Source organism: Caballeronia sp. SEWSISQ10-4 2 (genome assembly GCF_030464885.1).
In the GTDB taxonomy this organism is placed as follows: domain Bacteria; phylum Pseudomonadota; class Gammaproteobacteria; order Burkholderiales; family Burkholderiaceae; genus Caballeronia.
In genome coordinates this window covers 131,951-145,709 of sequence record NZ_JALPRJ010000008.1, presented here as the reverse complement: position 1 = coordinate 145,709, position 13,759 = coordinate 131,951, and the positions used below count along the sequence as shown (strand labels likewise).

Sequence of the window (13,759 nt, the reverse complement as noted above, 5' to 3'; positions counted from 1 at the left end):
TGACCCATGGAACACCTCGATCTCGGACCTTTTTCACGTGCATCCGGCACGGTCCGGCTACCCGGATCGAAGAGTATTTCTAACCGTGTTTTGCTGCTCGCCGCACTGGCTGAGGGCGAAACGGTGATTACAAATCTGCTCGATTCCGACGACACCCGCGTGATGCTCGCCGCGCTCGACAAGCTCGGCGTCGAAGTGAAGAACGACGCCGAGCGATGTGTCGTTAAAGGCACGGGCGGCGGTTTCCCGGTGAAATCGGCGGAGCTTTTTCTTGGCAACGCAGGAACGGCAGTGCGTCCGCTCACCGCCGCGTTGGCGCTGAACGGCGGTGAATATCGTGTGCACGGTGTGCCGCGCATGCATGAACGGCCGATCGGCGATCTCGTCGATGGCTTGCGGCAGATCGGCGCGCGGATCGATTACGAGGCGAGCGACGGTTTTCCGCCGCTGCGCATTCATCCGGCCGAGATTGCCGTCGATCAGCCGATCCGTGTTCGCGGCGATGTCTCCAGCCAGTTCCTGACGGCGTTGCTGATGAGCTTGCCGCTGGCGCAGAGCACGCGCGGCCCGATCATCGTGCAAGTGGATGGCGAGCTGATCTCGAAGCCATACATCGACATCACGATCAAGCTGATGGAGCGTTTCGGCATGATCGTCGAGCGCGATGGCTGGAAGAGCTTCACGTTGCCCGCTGGCGCGCGCTACGCGTCGCCGGGGACGATCGCGGTGGAGGGCGACGCGTCGTCGGCGTCCTACTTCCTCGCGGCGGGTGCGCTCGGCGGCGGACCACTACGAGTGGAAGGCGTCGGCCGCGCGAGCATCCAGGGCGACGTGAACTTCGCCGATGCGCTGATCCGCATGGGCGCCAACGTGATGCTCGGCGACGACTGGATAGAAGTGCGCGGCGTGGAGTCCGAGGACGGCAAACTGATGGCCATCGACATGGATTTCAACCTGATTCCCGACGCGGCGATGACGATTGCCGTCGCCGCGCTGTTCGCCACGGGCACGACCACGCTGCGCAATATCGCTAGCTGGCGCGTGAAGGAGACGGACCGGATCGCCGCGATGGCCACTGAGCTGCGCAAGGTCGGCGCGACGGTGGAAGAGGGTGCGGATTACCTCGTGGTGACGCCACCGGGTCAACTTACGCCGAACGCAGCCATCGATACCTACGACGACCATCGCATGGCGATGTGTTTCTCGCTCGTGAGCCTGGGCGGCGTGCCGGTGCGCATCAACGACCCGAAGTGTGTCGGCAAGACCTTCCCGGATTACTTCGAGCAATTTACAAAGCTCGCGAAGGCGTGACGACCATGACTAATATAAATGTAACGATGAAAGCCCCGACCCCGCGTGCAGCCGCCCGCCGATCCGGACGTCTCCGATGAAACACGCTCGTCCCTTTCACCAGACTCCGGTTATCACTATCGACGGCCCGACGGCTTCGGGCAAAGGCACGGTCGCCGCGGTTGTCGCGGCCACGCTAGGTTTCCACTTACTCGATAGCGGCGCGTTGTACAGGCTGACGGCGCTTGCGAGCGCGCGCTACAACATCGAACCCGACGACGGCGACGCGCTCGCCGAGCTTGTCGCAGACCTTCACATCACGTTCCGGGAAGGCCTGGCGCAGCTCGACGGCGTGGATGTATCGACGGAAATTCGCGCCGAGGAAACCGGCAATCGCGCCTCCGCAATCGCGGTCCACGCCCAGGTCAGGACAGCGCTGATTGCCCGCCAGCGGGCGTTCCGCAAGCCTCCGGGCCTCGTTGCCGACGGCCGCGACATGGGCACCGTTATTTTCCCCGATGCAACGCTCAAGGTGTTTCTCACGGCCAGCGTTGAAGCGCGGGCTGCCCGGCGGCATAAGCAATTGATACAAAAAGGCTTTTCTGCTAATATGGAAGACTTGCTGAGAGATTTGCGCGAGCGTGACGCACGGGACAGTAACCGTGTGGCCGCACCGCTCAAGCCCGCAGCGGACGCGAAGACGCTGGACACCTCCGGGTTATCTGTCGACCAGGCTGTCGATCAGATCATCGGTTGGTTTCATTTGGTTTAGCGCAATTCACGTGTAGTTTGTTGCAAAAAGCCGACGTTTGGCGGCTTTGCTTTGGAGCTCCATGAGAAACATGGAGCGTGTTTTAACCCCTCAACCCCGTGTGGCGCTCGCCTTTTTTGCCATCGGCCCGAACTGATTCGGGCAGGCATCGCGAAGCAGCTGCGCAACTATCGATTTTTATGTCCGACCTGCAAACATCTACCCCGATTACCGAATCTTTTGCGGCTCTGTTCGAAGAGTCGCTGACCAAGCAGGACATGCGTGCGGGTGAAGTCATTTCCGCCGAAGTCGTGCGCGTCGACCACAATTTCGTGGTCGTCAACGCTGGTCTCAAGTCCGAAGCCTACATCCCGCTCGAAGAATTCCTGAACGACGCGGGCGAGGTAGAAGTGCAGGCGGGCGACTTTGTTTCCGTGGCTATCGACGCCCTGGAAAACGGTTATGGCGACACCATCCTGTCGCGCGACAAAGCGAAGCGTCTGGCTTCGTGGCTGTCGCTGGAAAAAGCGCTCGACAACAACGAACTCGTGACCGGCACGATCACGGGCAAGGTCAAGGGCGGCATGACCGTCATGGTCAACGGCATCCGCGCGTTCCTGCCGGGTTCGCTGGTTGACACGCGTCCGGTCAAGGACACCACGCCGTACGAAGGCAAGACCCTCGAATTCCGCGTGATCAAGCTTGACCGCAAGCGTAACAACGTCGTGTTGTCGCGCCGCGCTGTGATCGAAGCCACCCAAGGCGAAGAGCGCGCAAAGCTGCTCGAAACGCTGAAGGAAGGCGCGATCGTGGAAGGCGTGGTCAAGAACATCACGGACTACGGCGCATTCGTGGACCTCGGCGGTATCGACGGCCTGCTGCACATCACGGACATCGCATGGCGTCGTGTGCGTCACCCGAGCGAAGTGCTGTCGGTTGGCCAGGAAGTGACCGCGAAGATCCTCAAGTTCGACCAAGAGAAGAACCGCGTTTCGCTGGGTATCAAGCAACTCGGCGACGATCCGTGGGAAGGCATTTCCCGCCGTTACCCGTCGGGCACGCGCCTGTTCGGTAAGGTCACCAACATCACCGACTACGGCGCATTCGTCGAAGTGGAATCGGGCATCGAGGGCCTGGTTCACGTGTCGGAAATGGACTGGACGAACAAGAACGTTGCACCGTCGAAGGTTGTGCAGCTGGGCGACGAAGTCGAAGTCATGGTTCTCGAAATCGACGAAGACCGCCGCCGTATCAGCCTCGGCATGAAGCAGTGCAAGCCGAACCCGTGGGACGACTTCAGCCGCAACTTCAAGAAGGGCGACAAGCTGGAAGGCGCCATCAAGTCGATCACCGACTTCGGCGTGTTCATCGGTTTGCCGGGCGGCATCGACGGTCTGGTTCACCTCTCGGACCTGTCATGGAGCGAAACGGGCGAAGAAGCTGTTCGCAAGTACAAGAAGGGCGACGAAGTCCAGGCTATCGTTCTGGGTATCGACGTCGAGAAGGAACGCATTTCGCTGGGTATCAAGCAACTCGAAGGCGATCCGTTCAGCAACTTCGTGGCAATGAACGACAAGGGCGCGACGGTTGACGGCGTGGTCAAGTCGGTTGACGCGAAGGGCGCAGTCGTGACGTTGACGGCGGACGTGGAGGGTTATCTGCGCGCCTCGGAAATCGCTCAGGACCGCGTGGAAGATGCTCGCAACGTGCTGAAGGAAGGCGACAAGGTCAACGCGATGATCATCAACATCGATCGCAAGTCGCGTGGCATCAACCTGTCGATCAAGGCCAAGGATTCGGCTGAACAGCAGGAAGCGATCCGTGGTCTGGCTTCGGCTGACTCGAGCACGGCTGCTACCGGCACGACGAACCTTGGCGCGCTGTTGAAGGCCAAGCTCGACGGCCAGAACGGCTAAGCCGCAAGGTATTGCTGCAGTATGACCAAATCGGAATTGGTCGCCCAACTGGCGCTGCGATTTCCGCAACTTGTTCTTAAAGATGCGGATTTCGCGGTGAAGACGATGCTCGATGCGATGTCGGACGCTTTGGCCAACGGTCATCGCATCGAAATCCGCGGCTTCGGCAGTTTCGGCCTCAATCGTCGTCCATCGCGCGTTGGACGCAATCCCAAGTCTGGGGAGAAGGTGCTGGTACCGGAGAAATTCGTACCGCATTTCAAACCGGGCAAGGAGTTGCGTGAACGGGTAGATGGGCGGGCGGGAGAGCCGCTGAAGCAGTCGAACGAATCGGACAGTGACGAAGACGACGACGTTTAAGCGGCGTCTGCGTTGCTTCGGTCGAAGTCAGCACGCGGATCGAAACAGCCAGCGGCAAATGACCGAAAAAAGCACCCGTGAGGGTGCTTTTTTTTATACCTCGCGGCCGTGCGTACATTGCTCCCGCTGCCGTTGCGCACGCTCGTTCGTTATCGTTATTTTGCCCGCCGCCGCGCACCGGTAAACTCCCGCAAACGTCCTGCCGATCGGCCTATCGTCCCAAGCCGTTGCGCATTGCCCCATACGCTTCAATTACAATACCGGACGCCAACAACCAAGGGCAGCGTGGCCCGCGCTTTGCGTCACTCGTGGATCCCGGTGTGTATCGGTGCTGTATCCGGTGCCCGCGTTACCCTCTGCGTCGTTCCGCTATTGCCGTCAAAGAGACCCTTATGAAATTTTTTGTCTGGCTGATCCGTGTACTGGTTTTCGTACTCCTGCTCGTGCTGGCATTGGCCAACACGCAAAGTGCGACCCTCAATTTCCTCGCCGGCTACTTCTGGCAAGCGCCGCTGATTCTCATCGGGCTGGCGTTTTTTGTCGTCGGCTTGCTGGCTGGATTGCTCTCGTCGCTGCCGTCGCTGTTTCGCCTGCGGATGGAAAATGCCCGGCTCAAACGTGAATTGCGTGTGGCGCACGATGTCCCCGTCGTGCCAATGGAACCGCCTATGCCGCCGCTGATCTGACCGGCTCGCGCCAGTGCGGCCGGGTGCCCGCTTCCGGCACCCCGCGCTGGCCCTTAACTCTTTTCACGAATCCGCATGGATCTAGACTTCTGGTGGCTGCTTGTCATTCCGATCGCATTCGCTCTGGGTTGGATGGCATCCCGCTATGACCTGAAAACGCTGCTGTCCGAAAACGCGAATCTGCCGCGCTCGTATTTTCGCGGCCTCAATTTCCTGCTCAACGAGCAACACGACAAGGCGATCGACGCTTTTATCGAAGTGGCGAAGCTCGACCCTGAAACCATCGAATTGCACTTCGCGCTGGGTAACCTGTTTCGCCGGCGCGGCGAGACGGACCGGGCGATTCGCGTGCATCAGAATCTGCTGAGCCGCTCTGATCTACCGGTTGCCGAACGCGATCACGCGCTGTTCGAACTCGGCCAGGACTTTCTGAAAGCGGGTTTGCTGGACCGCGCCGAGGAGACGTTCCGTTCGCTCGAAGCCGGCGAATATGCGCTCGGCGCGCAGCGTGCGTTGCTGACGATCTACGAGATCGAGAAGGACTGGAAAAAGTCGATTGCAACCGCCGGGCGGATCGAAGAGATGGGCGCAGCGTCGCTCGAGAAGGAAGTCGCACAATTCCATTGCGAACTCGCGCAGGAAGCGCTGCAGCGCAAGAATCCAGCGGAAGCACGGGAGGAACTCAAGCTCGCGCTCGCGGCCAATCCCGACAACGTGCGGGCGACAATCCTGGTTGGCGACGTCGATGCCGCCGGTGGTGATCTGGAGTCCGCCATCGCGTGCTGGCGTCGCGTGGAAGCGCAAAATGCTGCGTATCTGCCGCTCGTCGCGGAAAAGCTCGTGCAGGCGTATACGCAACTCGGCCGAACGGATGAGGGTGTTGATCTGCTCGTTGACTACGTGAATCGCTATCCGTCGAACGATCTGCTCGATGTGGCGTTCAAGCACGTCGCGGAACTGCGCGGACTGGACGCGGCACACACGCTCGCTCGCCATCAGATGCAGACGTCGCCCAATGTTGCCGGCATGACGCGGCTGCTGGAAGCGCAGGTTGCCACGGCCGAGGAACCGCGTCGCAGCGAACTCGAACTGATGCGCACGCTCGTCAAGCAGCGGACCAAGAACCTGCCGCGCTACACGTGCCAGAATTGCGGTTTCCGCGCGCGTCTTTTTTACTGGCAGTGTCCTGGCTGCAGCGGCTGGGAAACCTATGCGCCGCGCCGCGTCGAGCCGATCCCCGCATCCGCCTGAACGCGGATTCGTGACCACGGACTCAAGCGCGGCCCGGCTCGCACGGGACGTGCAATGTTTGAAACGATCGGACTTCGCGGCCGTTTTGGCCTGATCCTTCGATAATCACCGGTTTCTCCGGAACGCTTATGAAAATATCCATCATCGGAACGGGCTACGTCGGACTAGTGACCGGCGCCTGCCTCGCTGAAATTGGCAACGACGTGCTGTGCCTGGACGTCGATGCACGCAAGATCGAGATCCTCAACAACGGCGGCGTGCCGATTCACGAGCCGGGCTTGCACGAGATACTAAAACGTACCCGGGCCGCCGGCCGCATTCGCTTTTCCACCGATATCAAGGAAAGCGTCGAGCACGGCGAGATCCAGTTCATCGCGGTGGGAACGCCGCCGGATGAAGACGGTTCCGCCGACCTGCAGTACGTGCTCGAGGCGGCGCGCAACATCGGGCGTTATGCGAACGGCTTCAAGGTGATCGTCGATAAATCCACGGTCCCGGTCGGCACGGCGCAGCACGTGCGCAACGTGGTCGAAGAGGAATTGAAGGCGCGTGGGATTGAGCCGGCGGGCAAGAACGCCTTTTCGGTTTTATCGAATCCGGAGTTCCTGAAGGAAGGCGCCGCCGTCGACGATTTCATGCGCCCCGACCGCATCGTGCTCGGCGTGGACGACGACGAAGCCGGTGAGCGGGCGCGCGAAATGATCAAGCGCCTTTATGCGCCGTTCAACCGCAATCACGATCGAACGCTCTACATGGACGTGCGTTCGGCGGAATTCACGAAGTACGCCGCGAACGCAATGCTCGCCACGCGCATCTCGTTCATGAACGATCTGTCGAATCTTGCCGATGCCGTGGGCGCGGATATTGAAGCGGTGCGTCGTGGCATCGGCTCGGATCCGCGCATCGGGTATCACTTCCTGTATGCCGGCTGTGGTTACGGCGGCTCGTGTTTCCCGAAGGATGTGCAGGCGTTGGCGCAGACGGCGCGCGAGAACGGGCATCGGCTGCGGATTCTGGAAGCCGTGGAAGAAGTGAACGATCTGCAGAAGGAAGTCCTGGTCGGCAAGATCACGAAGCGCATGGGTGAAGACTTGCGCGGCCGTACGTTTGCCGTGTGGGGACTCGCGTTCAAGCCGAATACCGACGACATGCGCGAGGCGTCGAGCCGTCGGCTGATTGGCGCGCTGCTTGAGCGTGGCGCGACGGTTCGCGCTTACGATCCCGTGGCGCTGCCGGAAAGCCGTCGTGTATTCGCGCTCGATCTCGCCGATAAACCGCAGCAACTCGAGCGCCTGCATTTCGTCGATTCGCAGAAGGACGCGTTGCCCGGCGCAGATGCCCTCGTGATCGTGACCGAGTGGAAGGAGTTCAAGAGCCCGGACTTCGCGCATTTGAAGAGCGAGCTCAAGATGCCGGTCATCTTCGATGGCCGCAACCTGTATGAACCTGAAGCGATGGCGGAACTCGGCATCGACTATTTTGCAATAGGACGTCCCCATGTCGAATTTCCCGTCGCCTGACGCAATGGTGCCCGCCGTCGGGTCGAGCGCTCCCGTTCCACCGGTCTCGCGTGCGCGCATTGCGGCGGCGCGTGTGCTGGTGGTCGGCGACGTGATGCTCGACCGCTACTGGTTCGGCGATGTGAACCGTATTTCTCCGGAAGCGCCGGTGCCGGTCGTGCACGTGCAGCGCAAGGAAGACCGGCTTGGCGGTGCGGCGAACGTGGCGCGCAACGCGGCTGCACTGGGTGCGCAGGCGGGCTTGCTGTGCGTAGTCGGACATGATGAGCCGGGTGAACGCATTGTGGAATTGCTGGGCGAGAGCCGGGTCACTGCGTTCCTCGAACGCGATCCCGAATTGCTCACGACCATCAAGTTGCGCGTGCTGTCGCGGCAGCAACAACTGCTGCGCGTCGATTTCGAAAATTCGCCGACGCACGAAGTCCTGAGCGCGTGTCTCGCCCGATTCGAAACGCTCTTGCCGCAACACGATGTGATCCTGATGTCGGACTACGCGAAGGGCGGCCTGACGCATGTGACGCAAATGATCGCCAATGCGAAGCGCGCCGGCAAACCGGTGCTGGTCGACCCGAAAGGCGACGACTGGGACCGCTACCGGGGCGCTACGCTGATCACGCCGAATCGCGCGGAATTGCGCGAAGTGGTCGGACGCTGGAACTCGGAAGAAGACTTGCTCGCACGTGTCACGGCGTTGCGTGAATCGCTCGATATCAGCGCGTTGCTGCTCACGCGCTCGGAAGAGGGCATGACGCTCTTCACCGCCGATAAAGTGGTTCACACGCAGGCCGACGCACGCGAAGTGTATGATGTTTCGGGTGCCGGCGACACGGTCATTGCGACCGTTGCAACCATGCTGGGCGCGGGTGTGCCGCTGATTGACTGCATCGCTTACGCCAACCGGGCAGCGGGAATCGTCGTCGGGAAACTGGGTACGGCGACCGTCGACTACAACGAACTTTTCGCCTGACATCATCATGACAATCATCGTTACCGGCGCGGCCGGATTTATCGGCAGCAACATCGTCAAGGCGCTCAACGAGCGTGGCGAACACCGTGTGATCGCGGTGGACAATCTGACGCGCGCCGACAAGTTCAAGAACCTGGTCGATTGCGAGATCGACGATTACCTCGATAAAACCGAGTTTGTCGCGCGCTTCAAACGTGGCGACTTCGGCAAGGTCAAAGCGATTTTCCACGAAGGCGCATGTTCGGACACGATGGAAACCGACGGCCGCTACATGATGGACAACAACTTCCGCTACAGCCGCGACGTGCTTGATACGTGCCTGGAGCAGGGCGTGCAGTTCCTGTATGCATCGTCGGCGGCGGTGTATGGCGGATCGAGTGAGTTCGTGGAAAGCCGTGAAGTGGAAAAGCCGCTGAATGTGTACGGCTACTCGAAATTTCTCTTCGATCAGGTCATCCGCCAGATCTTGCCGACTGCGCGCAGCCAGATTGCCGGCTTTCGTTATTTCAATGTGTACGGGCAGCGCGAAAGCCATAAAGGGCGCATGGCGTCAGTGGCGTTCCACAACTTCAACCAGTTTCGCGCCGAGGGCAAGGTCAAGCTCTTTGGCGAATACAACGGGTATGGCGCGGGTGAGCAGACGCGCGATTTCGTCTCCGTGGAAGACGTGACGAAAGTCAATCTGCACTTCTTCGATCATCCGGAGCAGTCGGGCATTTTCAACCTCGGCACGGGGCGCGCGCAGCCGTTCAACGACATTGCATCGACGGTGGTGAATTCGTTGCGGGCAATTGATGGTGAAGCGCCGTTGTCGCTGGCGGAGCTCGTGCAGCGTGGGTTGATCGAATACATTCCGTTTCCTGACGCGCTGCGCGGCAAGTACCAGTGCTTCACGCAGGCGAACCAGTCGAAGTTGCGCGAGGCGGGATACGATGCACCGTTCCTGACGGTTCAGGAGGGCGTTGATCGCTATGTGCGTTGGCTGTTCGGTCAGCTGTAAAAGCACTCGCCGTTTTCCTACACTGGGTCTCCCGGTCAGCGATCGTCGCCGACCGGTTTTCAGGGGAGACTCACATGATCAAGAAACTTCTCGCAGCCTTCATGCTGGCTGTATCCATTGGTTCGGCGTTCGCTGCCGTTGATATCAACAACGCCAATTCCGACGCTCTACGCGGCATCAAGGGCATTGGGCCGGCCAAGGCGAAAGCCATTCTCGATGAACGCGAAGCACACGGTCCATTTTAAGACGCGGCCGAGTTGAGCAAACGCGTCAAGGGCATGGGCGGCAAGACCGTTGAGCGTCTGCAGGCCGAGGGGCTGACCATTGGACCGGGTGGGGCGCAGGTGGCGGCAGCGGCCGCCGGGACCAAACCGGCTGGCGCTGCGGTTACTGTGAAGAAGTAGCGCGGGCTGGCGCATCGCTCGGCGCGCCGGTCGATGGATGCGCCTTCGTTCGCCGGCAGCCCCCAAAGCGCCGGCAAACCATCCCCTCCGTCCAATAGGGCCGCCCGGCACCCAGAAACCCCCTAGGCTACAATCGATAGCTTATCGACCGCAGCAACCCACGACCCGCTATGGCTTACAAGACTATCGAAGACACCATCGGCAATACCCCGCTGGTGCAACTGGTCCGCATTCCGGACGACGAAATTCGCAGCCGCAACAACGTGATTCTCGGCAAGCTCGAGGGCAACAACCCGGCGGGGTCGGTGAAGGACCGCCCGGCGCTCTCGATGATCAAGAAAGCGGAAGAGCGCGGCCGCATCAAGCCCGGCGACACGCTGATCGAATCGACCAGCGGCAACACTGGCATCGCGCTCGCCATGGCCGCAGCTATTCGCGGCTACAAAATGGTGCTGCTGATGCCGGAAGACCTGTCGATCGAACGTCGCCAAAGCATGGCTGCCTATGGCGCGCAAATCGTGCTCACGCCGGTAACCGGCGGCATGGAATACGCGCGCGATCTGGCAGAACAAATGCAGCGCGACGGCAAGGGCATCATCCTTGATCAATTCGCGAATCCGGATAATCCACTCGCCCACTACGAGACGACCGGCCCGGAACTCTGGCGCGACACCGAAGGCCGCATCACGCACTTCGTGTCCGCCATGGGCACGACCGGCACGATCATGGGCGTGTCGCAATATCTGAAGGAACAGAACGAGAACATCGAGATCATCGGGGCGCAGCCGGAAGAGGGCTCACGTATCCCGGGCATTCGTAAATGGCCCGAAGCGTATCTGCCGAAAATCTTCGATCGCAGCCGCGTGGATCGCACGGAAAGCGTCAGCCAGGCCGCATCCGAAGCAATGGCGCGGCGGCTGGCATCGGTGGAAGGTATCTTTAGCGGGATTTCTTCCGGCGGCGCGTGTGAAGTGGCGCTGCGCGTGGCGCGCCAGGTCGAGAATGCGACCATCGTGTTCGTAGTCTGCGATCGCGGTGACCGCTACTTGTCGACGGGCGTGTTCCCGGCCTGACATCGGCTTGGTCATACGCGAAGGCCAAAACTAAAGCGCACAAAAAGCCCGGCAACTACCGGGCTTTTTGTGTTCTGCCTTTTTGTATCCTGCGTCAGCTACGACGCCTCACCGCTATGTCATTGCGACGCTGAAACACCCGCATCACCCGCCGACATCTGCGCCTTCACCGCTTCACCAAGCTGATACACCGCGAGCGCATAAAAGAAGCTGCGGTTGTAGCGTGTGAGCACATAGAAGTTCTTCAGGCCGAGCGTGTATTCGGTCGCACGGCCCGGCGTGGGCAAGTCGACCACCGTCACCGGCGTACCCGCTTCCGCCATTGTGTTGAGCCCCGGCTCGCTCATCAGCATCCCGGCTTTCGTGAGTTGCGCGAGCGACCAGTGCGGTTCGGGCTGACCATCGGCGGCGGCTTGCGCAACGCCTTGACTGCCGGTGTCGCCGGCGATCCTCCAGACCACCGGCCGTCCCGATTCCCAGCCGTGCTGCTTCAGATAATTCGCGACGCTGCCGATGGCATCGGCGGGACTGCTCCGCAAATCGATATGGCCGTTGCCATCGAAATCCACCGCGTACTGAACGATGCTGCTAGGCAGGAATTGCGGAATGCCGATCGCGCCCGTGTACGAACCGAGCACGGTGGTCGGATCGATTTGCTGGCCGTGCGTCCAGACCAGCAAATCCTCGAGATTCTTGCGGAACGTCGCCTGGCGCTCGGCGCGATTCGGCGTGTCGGGGTAATCGAAGGTCAGCGTGGTCAAAGCATCGAGCGCGCGGAAATTGCCCATGTAGCGGCCATAGATGGTTTCCACGCCGATAATCCCGACAATCGCTTCGGGCGGCACGCCATATTGATCCGACGCACGCTGCAGCGCGGCCTGATTCGCGCGCCAGAATTTCACACCGGCCGCAATGCGTATCGGCTCCACAAAGCGTGCCTGGTACGCGCGCCAGTTCTTGCTGGCAGGCGTGGGCGAAGGCAGCACCAGTTTCACGGCCGTCGCCGAATAACTCACGCGATTGAACAGGTCGTGCAAGGCGGCGGAATCGAAGTCGTAACGCGCGACGAGATCGTTGATGAACGCATCCACATTGGGATTGTTCGCGTAACGCTGCGGCACGATTTCCTCTTCGAACATCTGCCCTTGCGGTGTCGGAGATTGCGGCTGCGATTGCGCAACTGCCTGACCGATACCCAGTGTGCCGAGTGCGCCAACGAGGCAAGCAACTGAGGCGAAGCGCGCAGTTCGCGCCGAAAGAGGCAAGACGGTCGATGCAAACTTAAAGGTCATAGTGTGCGTAAATGTGGCGGTGTAACGCGAGGCGCGCTGGAAAAACGCGCAGGGCATACGAGAGTCGGATCAGTATAACCGACGCGTTTTCGGCGCTATCCCGAAAGCCCTGCCGGCGAGCGCGGAGGCCGCAAAAACGGTGGCGCGGGACGATGTCATTTTCAGTGTGGTAACTTAACAAGGACCCGCGCGGTGCGGTGTTCGGCTGCTATCGAAGCAGGTGGCCGAAAGCGTTGGCATCGCGTACGACAAAAACATCCAAACGATTCGAGACACGCGGCACGGCACGCCCTGCTGCACATACCATCATGGCTACCGGCTTTTATTCCCATCCAGATTGCCTTCTTCACGACATGGGGCCGTGGCATCCCGAATGCCCCGCGCGTCTTCAGGCGATCGAGGATCAGTTGATTGCGAGCCGTATCGACACCTTGATCGAGCGCGAAGAAGCCCCGCTCGCGAGTGAAGAGGACCTGGCGCGGGTTCATACGCGGGCGCATATCGATTTCGTCAAAGAGACGGCGCCCTCGGTCGGCCGCGCGGAGATCGACCCGGATACGATGATGTCGCCGGGTTCTTATCACGCCGCGTTGCGCGCGGCGGGCGCCGCGGTCGCCGCCACCGATGCCGTGATTGCCGGCACTTACGACAACGCGTTCTGCAGCGTGCGGCCACCGGGACATCACGCGGAACCGGCGCGTGCGATGGGCTTCTGCTTCTTCAACAACATTGCGATCGCGGCGCGTCACGCGCTCGAAGTGCATGGTCTGGAGCGCGTGGCCATCATCGATTTCGATGTGCATCACGGCAACGGCACGGAAGCCGCGTTCTCGGGCGATCCGCGCGTGCTGATGTGCAGCTTTTTCCAGCATCCGTTCTACCCGTATAGCGGCGCCGACAATCACGCGCCGAACATGGTCAATCTGCCGATGCCAGCGCGTACGAAAGGCATGGCCGTGCGCGAAGCCGTCGACCTGATGTGGCTGCCGAGACTCGATGAATTCAAGCCGCAGATGATCTTCGTCTCCGCAGGGTTCGATGCGCATCGAGAGGACGATCTCGGCAATATGGGTCTGGTCGAGGACGACTACACGTGGCTGACCGAGCAGATCCGCGCGGTGGCGAAGCGGCATGCGAAGGGCCGTATTGTCAGTAGTCTCGAGGGCGGGTACAACCTGTCGGCGCTCGGGCGCAGCGTGGTCGCGCATGTGCGCGCGCTGGCCGAGATCTGAGCGTCTGCGCTTTTAGG

Annotated in this window: 12 protein-coding genes and 1 pseudogene; 12 read left to right on the top strand and 1 reads right to left on the bottom strand. The window is 60.8% G+C overall.

Annotated features, from left to right (window positions below):
• The first annotated feature begins 6 nt into the window (after positions 1-6).
• From aroA to cysM, 11 genes and pseudogenes are all read left to right on the top strand, one after another.
• On the top strand, positions 7-1,311 hold the full coding sequence (aroA, locus tag M0D69_RS07870) for a 3-phosphoshikimate 1-carboxyvinyltransferase (protein WP_301781485.1): 1,305 nt from the start codon (positions 7-9) through the stop codon (positions 1,309-1,311).
• Positions 1,312-1,387: 76 nt separating this feature from the next.
• Positions 1,388-2,062, top strand: coding sequence for a (d)CMP kinase (cmk, locus tag M0D69_RS07865; protein WP_301781484.1), 675 nt, complete (start codon positions 1,388-1,390; stop codon positions 2,060-2,062).
• Between the two features lie 179 nt (positions 2,063-2,241).
• A complete protein-coding gene (rpsA, locus tag M0D69_RS07860) occupies positions 2,242-3,957 on the top strand; it encodes a 30S ribosomal protein S1 (RefSeq protein ID WP_031361047.1) in 1,716 nt (571 codons plus the stop codon).
• A 21-nt stretch (positions 3,958-3,978) separates the two neighbouring features.
• On the top strand, positions 3,979-4,317 hold the full coding sequence (locus M0D69_RS07855) for an integration host factor subunit beta (RefSeq protein ID WP_047844852.1): 339 nt from the start codon (positions 3,979-3,981) through the stop codon (positions 4,315-4,317).
• Between the two features lie 392 nt (positions 4,318-4,709).
• The gene (locus M0D69_RS07850; protein WP_301781483.1) at positions 4,710-5,003 is read left to right on the top strand and encodes a LapA family protein; all 294 of its coding nucleotides are present in this window, start codon (positions 4,710-4,712) and stop codon (positions 5,001-5,003) included.
• 75 nt (positions 5,004-5,078) lie between these two features.
• Entirely contained in the window at positions 5,079-6,254 is a 1,176-nt protein-coding gene (gene lapB, locus M0D69_RS07845) for a lipopolysaccharide assembly protein LapB (protein WP_301781482.1), read from the top strand.
• 128 nt (positions 6,255-6,382) lie between these two features.
• Positions 6,383-7,774 carry a UDP-glucose/GDP-mannose dehydrogenase family protein gene (locus M0D69_RS07840; protein WP_301781481.1) on the top strand — a complete coding sequence of 464 codons (1,392 nt, stop codon included), beginning with the start codon at positions 6,383-6,385 and terminating at the stop codon, positions 7,772-7,774.
• A 4-nt stretch (positions 7,775-7,778) separates the two neighbouring features.
• Positions 7,779-8,741, top strand: a complete 963-nt coding sequence (gene rfaE1 / locus M0D69_RS07835) for a D-glycero-beta-D-manno-heptose-7-phosphate kinase (protein ID WP_301781507.1) — start codon at positions 7,779-7,781, stop codon at positions 8,739-8,741.
• A gap of 7 nt (positions 8,742-8,748) precedes the next feature.
• Complete coding sequence (gene rfaD, locus M0D69_RS07830; protein ID WP_301781480.1) at positions 8,749-9,741, top strand: ADP-glyceromanno-heptose 6-epimerase; 993 nt, start codon at positions 8,749-8,751, stop codon at positions 9,739-9,741.
• A gap of 74 nt (positions 9,742-9,815) precedes the next feature.
• Positions 9,816-10,145: pseudogene (locus tag M0D69_RS07825) on the top strand (ComEA family DNA-binding protein).
• A gap of 170 nt (positions 10,146-10,315) precedes the next feature.
• Positions 10,316-11,218, top strand: a complete 903-nt coding sequence (gene cysM, locus M0D69_RS07820) for a cysteine synthase CysM (protein ID WP_047844847.1) — start codon at positions 10,316-10,318, stop codon at positions 11,216-11,218.
• 119 nt (positions 11,219-11,337) lie between these two features.
• Here the strand turns inward: cysM and mltB are convergent, their stop codons facing one another.
• Positions 11,338-12,510: a lytic murein transglycosylase B gene (gene mltB, locus M0D69_RS07815; protein ID WP_301781479.1), complete on the bottom strand. Its 1,173-nt coding sequence runs from the start codon at positions 12,508-12,510 to the stop codon at positions 11,338-11,340.
• A 308-nt stretch (positions 12,511-12,818) separates the two neighbouring features.
• Here mltB and M0D69_RS07810 point away from each other — a divergent pair, with 308 nt between their 5' ends.
• A complete protein-coding gene (locus M0D69_RS07810) occupies positions 12,819-13,742 on the top strand; it encodes a histone deacetylase family protein (RefSeq protein WP_301781478.1) in 924 nt (307 codons plus the stop codon).
• The last annotated feature ends 17 nt before the right edge of the window (positions 13,743-13,759 follow it).

Bases quoted from the DNA above. Each gene is read 5' to 3' on its own strand.
- M0D69_RS07855 (WP_047844852.1), top strand. From the start codon at position 3,979: ATGACCAAATCGGAATTGGTCGCCCAACTGGCGCTGCGATTTCCGCAA.
- mltB (WP_301781479.1), bottom strand. From the start codon at position 12,510: ATGACCTTTAAGTTTGCATCGACCGTCTTGCCTCTTTCGGCGCGAACT.
- cysM (WP_047844847.1), top strand. From the start codon at position 10,316: ATGGCTTACAAGACTATCGAAGACACCATCGGCAATACCCCGCTGGTG.
- cmk (WP_301781484.1), top strand. From the start codon at position 1,388: ATGAAACACGCTCGTCCCTTTCACCAGACTCCGGTTATCACTATCGAC.
- rfaD (WP_301781480.1), top strand. From the start codon at position 8,749: ATGACAATCATCGTTACCGGCGCGGCCGGATTTATCGGCAGCAACATC.
- M0D69_RS07810 (WP_301781478.1), top strand. From the start codon at position 12,819: ATGGCTACCGGCTTTTATTCCCATCCAGATTGCCTTCTTCACGACATG.
- rpsA (WP_031361047.1), top strand. From the start codon at position 2,242: ATGTCCGACCTGCAAACATCTACCCCGATTACCGAATCTTTTGCGGCT.
- lapB (WP_301781482.1), top strand. From the start codon at position 5,079: ATGGATCTAGACTTCTGGTGGCTGCTTGTCATTCCGATCGCATTCGCT.
- rfaE1 (WP_301781507.1), top strand. From the start codon at position 7,779: ATGGTGCCCGCCGTCGGGTCGAGCGCTCCCGTTCCACCGGTCTCGCGT.
- M0D69_RS07850 (WP_301781483.1), top strand. From the start codon at position 4,710: ATGAAATTTTTTGTCTGGCTGATCCGTGTACTGGTTTTCGTACTCCTG.
- M0D69_RS07840 (WP_301781481.1), top strand. From the start codon at position 6,383: ATGAAAATATCCATCATCGGAACGGGCTACGTCGGACTAGTGACCGGC.
- aroA (WP_301781485.1), top strand. From the start codon at position 7: ATGGAACACCTCGATCTCGGACCTTTTTCACGTGCATCCGGCACGGTC.